This is a genomic window from Segnochrobactrum spirostomi (genome assembly GCF_009600605.1).
GTDB lineage: Bacteria > Pseudomonadota > Alphaproteobacteria > Rhizobiales > Segnochrobactraceae > Segnochrobactrum > Segnochrobactrum spirostomi.
This window is the reverse complement of sequence record NZ_VWNA01000003.1, coordinates 386,590-401,879: the sequence shown is the minus strand read 5'-3', so window position 1 is coordinate 401,879 and position 15,290 is coordinate 386,590. Positions and strand designations below refer to the sequence as shown.

Below are 15,290 nucleotides of genomic sequence, written 5' to 3'. Positions count from 1 at the left end.
CCAATGCCGCGGGCTTTGCCTAAGCCCTCGGCGAAACGAAGCCGTTATCGACCGAGCCGAACCGGGATCTGGCTCCTCTTCGCCGCTCTGATTTGGCACCTCGACCAACACTCCGCAATGGGCTAGGTCGAAGCACGCGCCCTCAAGGAGACCGTTCTTGGGTTCACCGGATTCCCCGCCTCCCCTCCCCGCTGCCCGCGTATCGGCCCTCATCGACGACGACGGCCGGCCTCGGCTCGATGCCGAAACGCTCCGGCTGCGGGATCTGCCGGCGATGGCGCTCGACATCAAGTTCTTCGGCTATGAGCTGGCGCGGCTTGCGGCCGAAGGATTGCCTTTGCGCTCGGACTTGGCGCCTCGGAATGTCGGGCTGACGAGCAAGCCCTCGACCCAAAGCGATCTCGAGTCGGATTGGGCGGCCTATTGGTGCAACGAGCTGAGAATCCCGGTCCAATTTCACCGGAAAATCTGGGAGTTCGTCTTCCTTCTCCAGGCTCTTTCAGAGCACGGGATGCTCGCTCCGGATCGACGCGGGCTTGGCTTCGGATGTGGCGAGGAGCCGATTCCGAGCTATCTCGCCAACCTCGGCGTACACGTCCTTGCCACTGACTTAGCGCCGGAGGCGTCGCAAGACCGAGGCTGGATGGGGCGCGGCCAGCACACCTCGTCGCTCGATATGGCTTTCAAGCCCTATCTGACCAGCCGCGAAGCCTTCGATCGCCGTGTCAACCATCGCTTCGTGGACATGAACGCGATCCCAGCGGACCTCACCGGGTTCGATTTCTGCTGGTCGATCTGCGCGCTCGAACATCTCGGTTCGATCCGCCAGGGTCTCGATTTCATCCAGAACTCCCTTGCCACGCTGCGGCCCGGCGGGGTCGCGGTTCATACGACCGAGTTCAATTTCCTCAACGACGAGGAGACCGTCGACAACTGGCCGACGGTCCTGTTCCAGCGCAAGCACTTCCGCGAACTGGCGGATCGGCTGACCGCCGCGGGCCACTCCGTCGCCCCGCTCGATTTCAATATCGGCCGCGGCGTGCTCGACCAGTTCATCGACATCCCGCCGTACGAGCACGACTGGTCGCCCGAAATGATGCGGCAATGGGGCGGCAAAGCCCAGCATCTGAAGCTGAACATCGACGGCTTCGCGTCGACCTGCTTCGGCCTGATCATCCGGCGCGGCGGCGCCTGAGACAGCACGGTGCGCCGGGGGCAGCCCCGGCTCACCCGCTCAAAGCTCACCCCTCCTCACACGAGCTCGAGCACGCCTTCGAGGCGGTCGAGGGAGATGTGGGCTTCGCCGACGCCGCCGGTTTCCGGGCAGTAGCCGGCGACGAAGAGGCCGGCGGCGCGGGCCGACAGGGCGCCCGAGCGGCTGTCTTCGACGGCGAGCACGCGGCCGGGCTCGAGGCCGAGGCGCGTCGCGGCCGTCAGATAGGGCTCGGGGTCAGGCTTGCCGGCGCCCACGTCATCGAGGCTGATGGTGAAGCTCAGGAGCGGCGCAACCCCGAGGGCGTCGACGTTGGCATCGACGATGCGCCGGTTCGAGTTCGAGACGCAGACCTGCGGGATGCCGCGGGCAGCGAGCGCCCGCATCGTCTCGAGCGCGCCGGGGATCGGGCGCAGCCTGTCGCGGTGGGCCACATAATAATCGATGATGGCGGCGAGCCAGGTCGCCTCGTCGGCCTCCGGCGACAGCCGCGGCGCGAGCATGGTCCACACGTCTCCCATGTGGATGCCGCGGAAGGTCTCTCCCGACACGTTGGAAAGATCGGCACCGAAATCGCCGCAGACGGCGACGAGGGCTTCGTGGTGGAGCGGCTCGCTGTCGATCAGCGTCCCGTCCACATCCCAGGCGACGGCGAGGAGGCTCATTGGACGCTCTCCCGGCCGGCGAGACGACGATAGAGATCGCGGAAGCGATCATAACCCTTGCGGTAGGTGGCGGCGGTCGCGGGTTCGGGCTCCAGCCGGTCGCCGAACTCGACGAAGCGCGAGACGCCGGACCAATCGTTCGTCAGCCCCGCGCCGATCGCCGCGGTCCAGGCCGCGCCGAGGCAAGAGCCCGGATGGCCGGTGAGACGCTGGACCGGCTGCTCCAGGACGTCCGCGACGATCTGCATCCACACCCGGCTCGCCGAGCCGCCGTCCGAGACGACGAAACGCTCGGCCTTGTGGCCCATGTCCTTCAGCACCTCGACATGATGCCGGATCGCATAGGCGTAGGATTCGAGGAGCGCCCGCCACAGGTGGCCGATGTCGTGGGAGAGATCGAGCCCGTCGAACACGCCGCGGGCGGCCGGATCGTGGATCGGCGTCTTCTCGCCGAGGAAATAAGGCAGGATGGTCAGGCCCTCGGCGCCGGCGGGCTTCGCCGCGGCGAGCCTGTCGAGGCGCTGATGCAGGCTGATGCCGGCTGCCGCCGCCGCAGCCGCCTCGCCACCGGCGAGGGTGCGCACGAACCAGTTGAGCACAGAGCCGCCGGTCGACATGCAGCCGTTCGGCATGAAGAGGCCGGGCACCAGATGATAATCGAGATAGAGCCGCGGGTCGGGGCGGACCTGATCGGTCGCGGTCAGGATATCGACGGCGCCGCCGAACTTCAGGAGCACGTCGCCGGCCGACACGATGCCGGCGCCGAGGGCCGAGGCGATCATGTCCGCAGCGCCGCCCACGACCAGGGTACCCTCGGCGAGGCCGGTCTCCGCGGCGGCCGCAGCTTGAACCCGGCCGAGGACCTCGTGGGAGGCGACCTTGCGTGGCACCACGGCACGCGGGATGTGCGCGAGCGCGACGAGGTCGTCGTCGATCACGCCCTTGACGACGTCGACGAAGCCGGCTTCGAGCGCCCAGTTCTGCTCGACGGCCCGTTCGCCGGTGAGGCGCCAGTTCACATAATCGTAGGAGCCGAACACCGTCGCGATGCGGCTGAAGACATCCGGCTCGTGGCGCTCGATCCAGCGCAGCTTGGCGGTGACGAGCTGCTGGTTGATGCCGTTGCCGGCCTTGGCGATGAAGGCCGCCTCATCGCGTTCGGCGCGGAGTTCGGCGACCTCACGCCCGCAGCGGCCGTCGCTCTGCTGGATGCTGGGACGCAGCACCCGCCCGTCCCGGCCGAGCAGCACGACGGCGGGTAGCATGCCGGTGACGCCGACGGCCGCGATCTCGGACGGTGCGATCCCCGTCGTGGCGAGGAGCTCCCGGCAGATGGCGCCGACATTGGCCCACCATTCGGCGGGGTCTTCCTCGGCCCAGCCCGCGTGGGGCGACGACAGGGTGACGGGCCGCGACGCGAGGCCGAGCACCTGATCCGGCAGGCGGATCAGAATCCCGATCGTCGAGGTGGTTCCGATGTCGAGACCGAGGACGCAGGTCATGGTCGGTGCGGTTCCTGTGGAGCGAATCGGCCGCCGGCACCCGGATGGGTCCCGCCGGCCGCTTTGTCGTGGGGAAAGGCGGTCGGCGCGCGTCGCGCCGGTCCGCGGCTCAGCGCAGCGTCGCGACGACGTCCATGAAGCGCTTCACCCGGTCGCCGTCCACGGCATTCCAGGTGTTGCCGTCGACCTTGAAGTGGGTGCCGATGACGACGCCCGAGGCGACCGAGAGCACGTCGCGGACGTTATCGATGTTGACGCCGGTGTTGGCGAAGATCGGAACGTCCGTCACCGTCTCGGCCACCTTGCGCAGGTGCGACTGATCGGCCGGCTGGCCGGTCAGCGGGCCGGAGACGAGGATCGCGTCGGCGAGCGAGGAGAACACGGCGCTCTTGGCCCGCAGCTCGATCGGGCGCTGATCGAGCGAGTGGGCGAACTCGGCGTTGATGTTGAAGAGGAGCTTCATGTCGTCGCGGCCGAGATTGTGGCGCAGGCGCGAAGCAGCGGCGCAATTCGGCTCCCACAGGCCCATGTCGGACGCGAACAGGCCGGTGAAGATCTCACGGACGAACTTCGCGCCGGTCGCCGCGCCGATCGCCACGCTCGCGGTCGGGTCCCACAGATAATTGACGCCGAACGGCACCTTCAGCGCGGGCTTCACGGCCTCGACCACGGCGGTCATCGCGGCGATGCCTTCCGGCGGCGCCTTGAAGACGTAGGGGCGGTCGTTCTCGTTGCCGAACATGATGGCGTCGACGCCGCCGGCCTGGAGCTTCTCGACATCGGCGAGGACGCCGTCGACGAGTTTGGCGACGCCGCCCTTCGCGTCATAAAGCGGCGTCCCGGGCAGCGCGCCGATGTGCGCCATCGCGATGACGGCCTTCTTCTTCGACCCGAAGAACTCGAAAATCATGTCGCAAACTCCTGGTGGTGCGGCGCCCGGCCCGCGGGCGAAGGAAGGCGGATGGATAAGGCGGTGCCGGCGGCCTCAGGCCCCGGCGGCGATCCTCACCTCCACCCCGGCCTGAGCCAGGGCGGCGGCGACATCGGGAGGCGGGGCCGCCTCGGTGATGAGAAGGGAGATGTCTTCGAGGGCAGCGACCTGCACGAGCGACATGCGACGGAACTTCGTCGAATCGCACAGCACGATCTTGAGGCCGGAGCGGCGCAGATAGACGCGCTTCAGCTCGGTATCGTCGAAGGAATAATCGAACAGGCCGGCGCTGGTGACGCCGGAAACGCCGATGACGCAGACGTCGAACCAGAGCTGCTCGAACTGCGCCACGGCGGTCGGCCCGCACAGCGACATCTCGTCGGCGCGGAGGCGGCCACCGGGGACATAGACCTCGGGTTCGGTCCCCGCCAGCGCGGTCGCGATGCGCAGGCTGTTGGTGAAGATCTTGGCGTGCGGCAGCCCCTTGAGGTGCTCGGCCAGAAGGAACGTGGTGGTCCCGACGTCGAGCGCGATGGCACGCTGGCCCGCGATGATCGAGGCGGCCTCGGCGGCGATACGCTCCTTGGCCCCGCGCCGCTGCTCCAGGCGCGCGGTGAAGCTCGGTTCCTCGCTGTCCATGGCGACGGCCGGTGCCGCGGCGCGGATGACGGCGCCGCCGTGCACGCGCTCAAGACGCCCGGCGCGCTCCAGTTCGACGAGATCGCGACGTACCGTCATGTCGGAGACGGCGAGGGTTTCGGCCATCTCGGTGACGGAGACCGTGCCGCTCGCTCGCAACATTTCCAGAATCCGCTCGTGCCGCGTCGGGGAGAGCATGCGTTGGCGATCCGTGCCGCGCTGCTTGGCGGCCGGCTCCGACACCGACGTTCTCGTCTCCACGGACATGCGACACCTCGGACAGACAGGCGGATCGCCCGCCGGCGGACTCGTCGCCGCCACGCAAACCATATCCCACGCACGAACAAAATCAAACACGAATGCCGATTGCAGCGTTCATTTTTGTTGGTATACCCGAGACGCATCAGCAGCGAGGAGCTTCCCCATGACCGCATCCGCCTCCCCTCACCTGCCTGAATTCGCGGGCAAGCGCGCCATCGTGACCGGCGCTGCGGCCGGCATCGGCCGGGCCATCGCGGAGGCGCTCGCCGCCCAGGGCGTCCGGGTCGCGGTTGCCGATCTGAACCTCGCCGCCGCCACGCAGACCGCCGCCGAAATCGGCCGCGGAGCGGTCGCGATCGAAGTGGACGTGCGCAAGCGCGCATCGGTCGAATCGGCGTTCCAGGCGGCTCTCGCGGCGCTCGGCGGTATCGAAATCCTCGTCGCCAATGCCGGCGTCTCGACGATGCAGCGCGCCCTCGACCTGACCGACGAGGAGTGGGATTTTAACTTCGACGTCAACACCCGCGGCGTCTTCCTGACCAACCAGATCGTCGGCCGCCATTTCGTGGCCCAGGGCCACGGCGTGATCGTCAACACCGCCTCGCTCGCCGCCAAGGTGGGCGCGGGCCTGCTCGCCCACTATTCCGCGAGCAAGTTCGCCGTGCTCGGCTGGACCCAGGCGTTCGCCAAGGAGCTCGCCGCGAAGGGCATCCGCGTCAACGCCGTGTGCCCGGGCTTTGTGAAGACCAGCATGCAGTCCCGCGAGGTCATCTGGGAGGCGGAGCTGCGCGGCATCACGCCCGAGCAGGTGATCAACGAGTACGTCTCGCAGACGCCGCTCGGCCGGCTCGAAACCCCGGAAGACGTGGCCGGAGTTGTGGTGTTCCTGTGCTCCGACGCGGCCCGCTTCATGACCGGGCAGGGCATCAACGTGACCGGCGGCGTCTACATGACCTGAGGGTGCCATCGGCGCAGGCGGAGCCCAATCCCTGGGCCTGCCTGCGATTGAGGCAGATCGAACTTGGGAACGAAACAAATTCGATCATTTTGTCGCTTGCGATGTTTGCTTTTGTGAACATACACTGAGTTCGTTCCGGCGGGCCCGTTGCCCGCCGGAGCGCGGCGGATCAGCCTCCGCCTCCGGGCCCCGCAGGGTCTTTCCCGTGGGACCGCCCCGCCGAACCGGCGGCTCATGCGCGGCCGATGTGCCGCGCGCGTCTTCGTTCCGCGTCCGTGCCGACGTGCTGCGCTGTTCCGAGGTTTGTTGATGGCGTCGATCGAGCTCGACAAGGTTTCCAAGGTCTACGCCAACGGGGCGTACGCCGTGCGCGAGATCGACCTCACGATCGAGGACGGCGAATTCATGATCTTCCTCGGCCCGTCGGGCTGCGGGAAGTCCACCACGCTGCGTATGATTGCGGGCCTCGAGAGCATCAGCGCGGGCGACCTGCGGATCGGCGGGCGCAGCGTGACGAACGTCGCGCCCCGCGACCGCAACATCGCCGTCGTGTTCCAGTCTTATGCCCTGTACCCGCATATGAGCGTGCGGCAGAACATGGCGTTCGGGTTGAAGATGCGCGGCGTTTCGTCCTCGGTCATCGAGGGGAAGATCACCGAGGCCGCCGCGCTCCTCGGCCTCTCCTCCTATCTCGACCGCAAACCGGCAGCGCTTTCGGGGGGCCAGCGCCAGCGCGTCGCCCTCGGCCGCGCCATCGTGCGCGAGCCGGAAGCCTTCCTACTCGACGAACCGCTGTCGAACCTCGACGCGCAGCTTCGCGCCGAAATGCGCCTCGAACTCGTCAAGCTGCATCGCCGGCTCGGACGCACCATCATCCACGTCACCCACGATCAGGTCGAGGCGATGACGATGGGCGACCGCATCGTCATCATGCGCGACGGCCGCGTGATGCAGGTCGGCAAGCCGCTCGAGGTCTATGCCAACCCCGCCGATACCTTCGTCGCCCGCTTCCTCGCGACGCCGCCGATGAATCTCGTGCCCGCGCGCCTCGAAGGCGCCGCCGACGGCGCGCTGAGCGTGGCGCGTGACGGACTCGCTCTCGCCGTTCCGGATCGCCACCGCGCCCCCTATGCCGGCGCCGCCGGCAAGCCGGTGATCTTCGGGCTCCGGCCGGAAGATATCCACGATACGCAGCACAACCCGGCCTGGCAGCCGATCGAGCTCACGGTCGTCGCGGTGGAGGCGCTCGGCGTCGAAAACATCCTGATCGGCCAGCTTGGCACAAGCCAGCCGATCGAGATTGCCGCGCGGCTGAGCCGTCACTTCACGGCCCCCGTCGGCAGCCGCGTCACACTCTATGTCGATGCGCTGCCGATGCACCTTTTCGACCCCGAGACGACCAAGGCCCTGCCCCGCCCGCCGCTTTTGGCAGCGGCTTGAGACGGGAGGAGAGGACCCACATGCGCCGCTTCGGATTGCATCTCGGCCTGCTCATCGTCTCGGCGGTGGTCTTGTTGCCCCCGCTCTGGGTGCTGCGCACGAGTCTCGTGCCGGAAAGCCTCTCCTACTCGACCGATCTGCTGCCGCAGCCGACGCTCGAGAACTATGTTGGTCTGTTCACCCGCAACCATTTCGGCACCTATTATCTGAACAGCCTCGTGGTCGCGATCGGCTCTGTCGTGCTCGCGCTCCCCTTCGCCGCGATGACGGGCTACGCCTTCGCCCGCTTCAAAACGGGGGGCCGGGCGGCGCGCTTCGCGGTGCTCGCGACGCAGATGCTGCCCCCGGTCGCGATCGTGCTGCCGACCTTCACCCTCTTCCGCATGCTCGGGCTGACGAATTCCCTGACCGGGCTCGTCATCGTCTATGCCGCGCTGAACCTGCCCTTCCTCACCTGGATCCTGATGGGCTTCTTCGAGGGTATCCCGGTCGATCTCGAATGGGCCGCGCAGACCGACGGCGCCACCGCCTGGGGCGCGTTCTGGCGCGTGGTGCTCCCGGTCTCTCTGCCCGGCATCGCCGCTGCCGGCGTGCTCGGCTTCATTCTCGCCTGGAACGAGTTCCTCTTCGCCCTGGTGCTGAGCGGACCGGCCACGGCCACCGTCCCCGTCGCGCTCGCCGCGCTGCAGACCTCGAACGGCGTTCAGATCGCCAAGGTCTCGGCCGGCGTGGTGCTCGCCATCCTTCCGCTCGTGATCGCCTCGCGCTTCATCCAGCGCTTCATCGTGCAGGGGCTCACGTTCGGCAGCGTGAAATGACCGCGGGAGGTCATCCCGCGGCGTAGTCGTGACGGGCCGGAGAGCCCGCCGCAGCAGAGGCAAGAGGAGAACGTGATGGCCTTCCAACGTACCGCGCTCGCGGCCCTGATGGGGGCGACGATGCTCGCCGCCATGCCTTCGGCCTTCGCCGAAGGCGTCACCCTCCACGCGCTCATGGAGGATGTGCCGGAGACGCAGATCATCGAAAAGATGCTGCCCGACTTCGAGAAGGAGACGGGGGTCAAGGTCGAGTTCGAGAAGATCGGCTACGGCGACATGCACGACAAGCTGGTCGCCCAGCTCGTCGCACCGGAAAGCTACTACAACCTCCTCGAGGTGGACTTCCTTTGGGCGGGTGAATTCCCGGCCGCTGGCTGGCTCGTCGACCTGAAGCCGCTGGTCGAGAAGTCCGACTTCGATCTCAAGCCGTTCATCCCGGCGATGCTCGATCTGCTCGGCCGCACCGATGCGCAGCTTCCGCTCATCCCCATGTACAACTACTCGATGGGGCTGATCTATCGCACCGACCTCATCGAGGATGCCAAGCTGAAGGAGGCCTACAAGGCCGAGACCGGCAAGGAGCTCGCCAAGCCCGAGACGCTTGCCGATTATGTCGCGATCTCCAAGTTCATGAAGGAGAAGGCGGGCGTCGCCGGTGCGGCGATGCAGGGCCAGCGCGGCGATCCGAACGCGATGGAGTTCTCGAACTACCTGTTCTCGGCCGGCGGCACCTATCTCGGCGCCGATCGCAAGGTCGCGCTCGACAGCGCCGAAGGCAAGACGGCCCTCGGCCTCTATGTCGACAACATCAAGAACGGCGCGCAGCAGGGTGCCCTGTCGGCCACCCTCGACGATACCATGCGCCTGATGTGCAGCGGCCAGGCGTTCAGCATGGTCACCTATTGGTGGATGCTGCCGCAGATCGACAACAAGGAGAAGTGCCCGGCGGTCGCCGGCAAGGTCGCCCTCTCGGTGATGCCGGGCGGCCACGGCGAAAGCGGCGGCTGGGGCTGGGGTATCCCGAAGAACACTTCGCCCGAGAGTCAGGAAGCGGCGTGGAAGTTCATCCAGTGGGTGCAGAGCAAGAAGATCGAGGTCGCCCGCGCCCTTGAAGGCCATGCTCCGGTCCGCTCGGATGTCTACGAAGATCCGGCGGTTCTCGCCAAATATCCCTTCTACAAGACCGCGCTCGACGTCGTCGCGTCCGGAAAATCCTTCCCTATTTTCGCCTACTCTGCCCAATATGAAGACGTCCTCGGGGCTCAGCTCTCGCTTGCGGCGGGCGGACAAGCCACCCCGGATGCGGCTCTCAAGGCGGCGTCCGACGGCCTGACCCAGCTCCTGAACAAGTAATTCGAATGCTCGCCCGCGGCTTCGGGCCGCGGGCGAGCTGCCGGCACGCTTCCGCGTCCCCCACCCCGTGGAAGCGTGCCGGCCTTGTTCCCGCCGCGAGACCTCCCGAGAATCACAATGTCCAGTTCCGCCCAGACGACGTCCGCCCAGGTCCGGCCCACCTCCTTCTGGCCTGCGTTCGCCGATCGCGATTGGCGGATCGGTTGGGCGTTCGCGCTGCCCGGGCTTCTCACGCTCGCGATCGTCATGGGCTTCCCGCTCGCCTATGCGTGCGTGATCTCGATCTCCTCTCTGACCCTGCTGAAGCCGGCGATCGCGCCGCTCGTCGGGCTCAAGAACTTCGCCACCGTCATGAGCGACCCGCTGTTCTGGGGTTCGCTCTGGCTCACGGTGAAATATTCCGTCGTCACCGTCGTCGGTGAGTTCGTCTTCGGGCTCGGCATCGCGCTCATGCTGAACCGGACCGTGCGCATGAAGCCGGTTTATTTCGCGATCCTGACCATTCCGATGGCGATGTCGCCGGTCAGCGTCGCCCTCATCTGGCGCATGCTGCTGCAACCCAATCTCGGCATCGTCAACCATGTCCTCGAGACGGTCGGCTTGCCGCGCATGGACTGGCTCGGCTCGGCCGATATCGCGGTCTGGACGATGGCCGGCATCGACATCTGGCAGCAGACGTCCTTCGTCGTGCTCATTCTCGCGGCCGGCCTCGCCGCTCTGCCCCGCGATCCTTACGAGGCCGCCGATGTCGACGGCGCCTCGCAGCTCCAACAATTCTGGTTCATCACCCTGCCGATGCTGCGCCCGGTCGCCGCTATCGCCGTCGTGATCCAGCTCATCAACGAATTCCGCACCTACGATCTGCCCTACGTGCTGACCAAGGGCGGTCCGGGCACCTCCACGGAAGTTCTGAGCTTCTTCGCCTATCGCCGTGCGTTCCTTGGCCTTTCCCTGAACGAGGGCGCGGCGGCGGCGTTCGTTCTCCTGCTCATCGTGCTGGCGATGACGATCGCCTTCTTCGCCCTGCTCGAACGCCGGCGCTGACGCGACGAGGGCGCCCCGCGGGCGCCCTCACGCTGACACTCACGGAGGTCTCACGCCTCCGGGCGGAGCCCCCGCGCCGCGAGGATCGGCAGCACGGTGTCGCGGAAATAGGGGAACTCGGCGACATAATCGACGAACGACAGCGTCGTGCCGCGGAAGCCCGCCGCCGCGAGCGCGCTGATGCCGTCCGCCACCTGTTCCGGCGTGCCGACCAGCGGGAAGCCGCCGTGGCCCGCCGCCATGCGGTCGCGGATCAGCGCCAGAAGATCGTGCGGGAACGACTGGGCGTGGGCGAATTGCAGGCGGATCAGATTGTCCACCGCCGCCCAATCGGCATTGGTCTTCCCCGTGTGCTCCAGATAGGCGAGTGCCTCGGCCTCCGTCGGGCGGCACACCACGTGCGAGAACGTCAGCACGTCAACCGAGCGGCCCTTCGCCTCGGCCGCGCCCTTCAATTCCGCGATTTCCTCCGTCGAGCGACCGAGATCGATCGCCGGGGTGAACAGGAAGTTCGCGTTTCGCGTGGCGAACTCGCGTCCCTGCGGCGAGCCCGCGGCGTTGAGGATCGGCGGCTCGCCGGCGAACGGCTTCGGCTCGCCCTTCACACCTTTCAGATGGAAATAGGTGCCGTTCCAGTCGAAGTGCTCGTCCGCGCTCCACAGCTTGCGGATGATGTCGAACCATTCCTGAGCATAGCCGTAACGGGTCTCGTGGTCGTCGGGGAGCGTCAGGCCGAGCGCCTCGTATTCTGGCTTGTTCCAACCGGCGACGATGTTGAGCCCGGCACGGCCCCGGCTGATGTGATCGATGGTCGCGATCTGCTTCGCCACCACGACCGGGTTGTTCGCCGTCGTGTGGATGGTCGCGAACACGGCGATGCGTCGCGTCCGGGCGAGCAGGCCAGCGGCCCAGGTCATCGTCTCGAGCACGGAGCCGTGGAAGTCGGTCTCGCCGCCGTAGCCTATCCAGCGGGCGATCGGCAGCATGAAGTCGATGCCGGCATCGTCGAGCAGGCCGGCGAGCGCGAGGTTGTTGTCCCACGTGCTCGACCAGCGCTCCGGCACCTTGGTGACGGTCATGCCACCGGAGCAATTGGACGCGAACGTGCCGAGCAGGAAGCGGTCGCGCCGGAACATCGGGTTGACGGACGGCGAGGAGGTCGCGGTTGTGGTCATGGAAGGCCCCTGGATAGGATTTATTTTATGATTGAAATTCTATCGTAAAGTCCGTTTGGCGGCAATCGCCGCGGCGGCTATCCTCGCGCCCAGGCAGAGGGACGGCGGGATGGCGGCGAAGCGCGTCAAAGGCATCGATCATCCGGAGGCACTCGACCGCCGCTGGCATCTCGCGACGACGGCGATCGAGGTCGATGCGACCGAGCTCGAGTTCTCGCTGATGCGGACCTTTGAATCGTTCGGCCGCTGGCAGGCGGAGTGCCTGCGCGGCGCCATCGACCTGCCGGCGAGCGGGCCCGAAAACGCGATGCTCCACGTCATCCGCATGAACGACCGCCCCAAGAGCGTGAAGGACCTCGCCCGCCTCACCAACCGCGACGACATCCCGAACATCCAATACAGCCTGCGCAAACTGATCGGGGCCGGGCTCGTCGTGCGCTCGGGATCGGGGCGCTCGGGCGTCACCTATTCCGTCACCGATAAGGGGCGCGAGGTGACGGACCGCTACGCCGAGATCCGTCGGGCTCTCCTCATCGCCGCGATCGAGGCGGTGCCCGGCTTCGAGGCAAGGCTCGCCGAGGCGCGGCGGACCCTCGAACTCCTCTCCGGCCTTTACGATCAGGCGGCCCGCGTGGCGGCCACCCACCGCCGCTCCTGACGCACCACAACCGACCACACGTTGGGATTGCGGACGTTCACGGCTTGTGCCTCAATGCGGGTTGCGCCCGGCCGGTCCGCGGCGGTGTCAGCGTCGATCTCTCGGGGGAGGATCCGCCGCATGAGGGCCCGGGCGGCACTCATTCAGACGCCTTGGCGCGCCGTTCCGCGAGACCGAGCGCGGTCGGCGGCGGCGAAGCGTTTTCTGGACCTCGTCGGGGCGAGCGTCGGCCTCGTGCTGCTCGCTTTGCCGATGCTGCTCCTCGCCCTCGCGATCCGGCTCGACAGCCCCGGCCCGGCGCTGTTCAGGCAGGCGCGGACGGGATGCGGCGGGCGACCCTTCGTGATCTGGAAGTTCCGGACGATGCGGCACGCCGGCCGAGATCCGGGGAGCCCGACGGTCGTCACCCGGCTCGGCGCCTTTCTGCGGCCGCGGGGCCTCGACGAACTGCCGCAACTCGTCAACGTTCTCGCCGGCGACATGTCGCTCGTCGGCCCGCGTCCCCACGCGATCGAGGAAGACGCCTGCCTCGCAGACCTGCTCCCCCGCTATCGCGATCGGCAGCGGGCTCTGCCCGGCATCAGCGGGTGGGCTCAGGTCCAAGGCTGGCGCGGCCCCGCGCCCGAACCGGAGGCGATGGCCGAACGCCTGCGCCACGATCTCTGGTATGTCGAGCATCGCACCTTGGCGCTCGATCTTCACATCATCGGCCGCAGCCTCGCTCTTGTCGTACGGGGCCGAATGCGCGGATGATGATCGCGGCGGATCTCCCGCCGCCAAGCCCACGCCCGCCGCCGCAACCGGACGATCGATGAGCACATCCTTTCCGCAGCCGATCGATTCCGGCCTGGTTCCGCGGTTCGCAGGGCCAGCAACCTTCATGCGGCTCCCGCTCGCGACGTCCGCGGCGGAGCTCGACATCGCCCTGTTCGGCATCCCCTGGGACGGCGGCACGACGAATCGCGCCGGCGCCCGCCACGGGCCGCGCGAGGTTCGCAACCAATCGACCCTGATGCGCTCGACCCACCACGTTTCCGGAATCGAACCGTTCAAGCTCGCCCGCGTGGCCGACATCGGCGATCTCTCCGTCAATCCGATCGACCTCCTGGACGCGCTTGCCAGGATCGAGGCCGGCGTGCGCAGCGTGGTGGTGGCCGGCGCCGTTCCCCTCGCCGTCGGGGGCGACCATCTGACGACGCTTCCCGTGCTGCGCGCCGTCGCCCGCTCGGGTCCCGTCGGCATGATCCATTTCGACGCGCACTCGGACACCAACGACCTTTATTTCGGCGACAACCTCTACACCCACGGCACCCCGTTCCGCCGTGCCATCGAGGAGGGTCTGCTCGACCCGCACCGCGTCGTGCAGATCGGCATCCGCGGTTCGATCTACGCCCCCGACGAACACGCCTGGGCGAAGGATCAGGGCATCCGCATCGTCTACATGGAGGAGTTCGTCAGGCGTGGTGCGTCCGACATCATGGCCGAGGCGCGGGCGATCGTCGGCGACGGTCCCACCTACATCTCCTTCGACGTCGATTGCATCGATCCGTCGATGGCGCCGGGGACCGGAACGCCCGAGATCGGCGGTTTCACCACCCGGGAGGCGCAGGCGCTGGTTCGGCTCCTCGAGGGCGTGCGGATCGTCGGCGCCGATGTCGTCGAAGTCTCGCCCCCATTCGATCTCGCCGGCATGACCGCACTCGCCGGGGCGACCATTCTGTTCGAACTGCTCTGCCTCGTCGCCCGGCAGGTGGCGGAGACGCGATCGTCTGCGGGCGCGAGGTGAGGCGCCCTTGAAAATACGGCATCTTGCCGTATTTTATCTCGACAGGAGGACGCCATGCCGAAATCGCAGACGGAAGCTGAGACGGCCCGGTTGGAGGCGCGCATTCCGGTCGAGATCTACGACCAGATGCAGCGCGCCGCGCGACTTCGCGGCATGACCCTCACGGGCTATCTGATCGCAACCGCTGGGGAGGATGCACGGCGCGTCATCGAAGACGCAGAGATCCTGCGGCTCGCGCGGGAAGACCAGATTCGATTCGCCGAGGCCCTTATCGATCCGCCGGCTCCCAACGCCCGCTTGAGCCGCGCCGCGAAGCGCCATGCCGACTTGATCGAGCGCCGGTGAGCCCCCGCTTCGTCATCGAGCCCCTCTCGCGGGCGCATGACCGCGGCGGCTTCACCTGCGGAAACGAACGAATCGATCTCTATTTTCGCGAAACAGTCTCGCAGGATGTGAAGCGCAACTACGCCACATGCTTCGTCGCGCTGGAGAAGGCGACGGACCAGATTGCCGGCTTCTACACTCTATCTTCGAGCAACGTGCCGCTGACGGCGGTGCCGCAGCCGTTCGCGAGGAAGCTGCCGCGCTATCCGGCTGTGCCTGCGGTCCTCATTGGATGGCTCGGCCGGCACCGCGATTATGCCGGACAGGGTCTCGGGGAGGCGCTGCTCTTCGACGCCATCAAGACCGTGGCGGACGCCCCGATCGGTGCGCACGCGATCTTCGCAGACGCGATCGACGACAACGCGGCCTCGTTTTATGCCTCGTTCGGCTTCGTCGAGTTGATCAAACGGCCGCGCACGCTCTTCCTCCCGATCGCAACGGCCCTGAGCCTGCTCTAGCCCCC

16 protein-coding genes are annotated in these 15,290 nt (G+C 67.3%); 11 read left to right on the top strand and 5 right to left on the bottom strand.

The features are described 5' to 3' along the window. The first annotated feature begins 157 nt into the window (after positions 1 to 157). The gene (locus F0357_RS21940) at positions 158 to 1,195 is read left to right on the top strand and encodes a class I SAM-dependent methyltransferase (protein ID WP_153490098.1); all 1,038 of its coding nucleotides are present in this window, start codon (positions 158 to 160) and stop codon (positions 1,193 to 1,195) included. A 56-nt stretch (positions 1,196 to 1,251) separates the two neighbouring features. Here the strand turns inward: F0357_RS21940 and F0357_RS21935 are convergent, their stop codons facing one another. From F0357_RS21935 to F0357_RS21920, 4 genes are all read right to left on the bottom strand, one after another. Further along, the gene (locus F0357_RS21935) at positions 1,252 to 1,878 is read right to left on the bottom strand and encodes an HAD family hydrolase (RefSeq protein ID WP_153490097.1); all 627 of its coding nucleotides are present in this window, start codon (positions 1,876 to 1,878) and stop codon (positions 1,252 to 1,254) included. Further along, positions 1,875 to 3,380, bottom strand: coding sequence for an FGGY-family carbohydrate kinase (locus F0357_RS21930; RefSeq protein WP_153490096.1), 1,506 nt, complete (start codon positions 3,378 to 3,380; stop codon positions 1,875 to 1,877). Before F0357_RS21930 ends, F0357_RS21935 begins: the two co-directional genes overlap by 4 nt. A 109-nt stretch (positions 3,381 to 3,489) precedes the next feature. Further along, positions 3,490 to 4,290 (bottom strand): BtpA/SgcQ family protein, encoded by an 801-nt coding sequence (locus F0357_RS21925; RefSeq protein WP_153490095.1) that lies wholly within the window; start codon positions 4,288 to 4,290, stop codon positions 3,490 to 3,492. Between the two features lie 75 nt (positions 4,291 to 4,365). After that, a complete protein-coding gene (locus F0357_RS21920; protein WP_153490094.1) occupies positions 4,366 to 5,217 on the bottom strand; it encodes a DeoR/GlpR family DNA-binding transcription regulator in 852 nt (283 codons plus the stop codon). A 157-nt stretch (positions 5,218 to 5,374) separates the two neighbouring features. Between F0357_RS21920 and F0357_RS21915 the strand changes: the two genes are divergently transcribed. The 5 genes from F0357_RS21915 (at position 5,375) to F0357_RS21895 (ending at position 10,824) form a co-directional block, all read left to right on the top strand. Beyond that, positions 5,375 to 6,169, top strand: a complete 795-nt coding sequence (locus tag F0357_RS21915; protein WP_153490093.1) for an SDR family NAD(P)-dependent oxidoreductase — start codon at positions 5,375 to 5,377, stop codon at positions 6,167 to 6,169. 309 nt (positions 6,170 to 6,478) lie between these two features. Further along, positions 6,479 to 7,609, top strand: a complete 1,131-nt coding sequence (locus tag F0357_RS21910) for an ABC transporter ATP-binding protein (RefSeq protein ID WP_153490092.1) — start codon at positions 6,479 to 6,481, stop codon at positions 7,607 to 7,609. A gap of 20 nt (positions 7,610 to 7,629) precedes the next feature. Then, positions 7,630 to 8,427 (top strand): carbohydrate ABC transporter permease, encoded by a 798-nt coding sequence (locus F0357_RS21905; protein WP_153490091.1) that lies wholly within the window; start codon positions 7,630 to 7,632, stop codon positions 8,425 to 8,427. A 75-nt stretch (positions 8,428 to 8,502) separates the two neighbouring features. After that, entirely contained in the window at positions 8,503 to 9,780 is a 1,278-nt protein-coding gene (locus F0357_RS21900; protein ID WP_153490090.1) for an extracellular solute-binding protein, read from the top strand. Between the two features lie 117 nt (positions 9,781 to 9,897). Continuing rightward, the gene (locus F0357_RS21895; RefSeq protein ID WP_153490089.1) at positions 9,898 to 10,824 is read left to right on the top strand and encodes a carbohydrate ABC transporter permease; all 927 of its coding nucleotides are present in this window, start codon (positions 9,898 to 9,900) and stop codon (positions 10,822 to 10,824) included. A gap of 50 nt (positions 10,825 to 10,874) precedes the next feature. Here the strand turns inward: F0357_RS21895 and F0357_RS21890 are convergent, their stop codons facing one another. Beyond that, positions 10,875 to 11,999, bottom strand: coding sequence for an LLM class flavin-dependent oxidoreductase (locus F0357_RS21890; RefSeq protein ID WP_376767849.1), 1,125 nt, complete (start codon positions 11,997 to 11,999; stop codon positions 10,875 to 10,877). Between the two features lie 109 nt (positions 12,000 to 12,108). Between F0357_RS21890 and F0357_RS21885 the strand changes: the two genes are divergently transcribed. The 5 genes from F0357_RS21885 to F0357_RS21865 all read left to right on the top strand — a co-directional run bounded on the left by F0357_RS21885 (position 12,109) and on the right by F0357_RS21865 (position 15,285). Beyond that, the gene (locus tag F0357_RS21885; protein WP_153490088.1) at positions 12,109 to 12,657 is read left to right on the top strand and encodes a winged helix DNA-binding protein; all 549 of its coding nucleotides are present in this window, start codon (positions 12,109 to 12,111) and stop codon (positions 12,655 to 12,657) included. A 120-nt stretch (positions 12,658 to 12,777) separates the two neighbouring features. Beyond that, positions 12,778 to 13,410, top strand: a complete 633-nt coding sequence (locus F0357_RS21880) for a sugar transferase (protein ID WP_153490087.1) — start codon at positions 12,778 to 12,780, stop codon at positions 13,408 to 13,410. A 58-nt stretch (positions 13,411 to 13,468) separates the two neighbouring features. Then, entirely contained in the window at positions 13,469 to 14,443 is a 975-nt protein-coding gene (speB, locus tag F0357_RS21875) for an agmatinase (RefSeq protein ID WP_153490084.1), read from the top strand. A gap of 90 nt (positions 14,444 to 14,533) precedes the next feature. After that, entirely contained in the window at positions 14,534 to 14,788 is a 255-nt protein-coding gene (locus F0357_RS21870) for a type II toxin-antitoxin system TacA family antitoxin (RefSeq protein ID WP_246161850.1), read from the top strand. Next, entirely contained in the window at positions 14,785 to 15,285 is a 501-nt protein-coding gene (locus tag F0357_RS21865) for a GNAT family N-acetyltransferase (protein ID WP_312861780.1), read from the top strand. The genes F0357_RS21870 and F0357_RS21865 overlap by 4 nt, the downstream gene beginning before the upstream one ends. Positions 15,286 to 15,290: the final 5 nt, after the last annotated feature.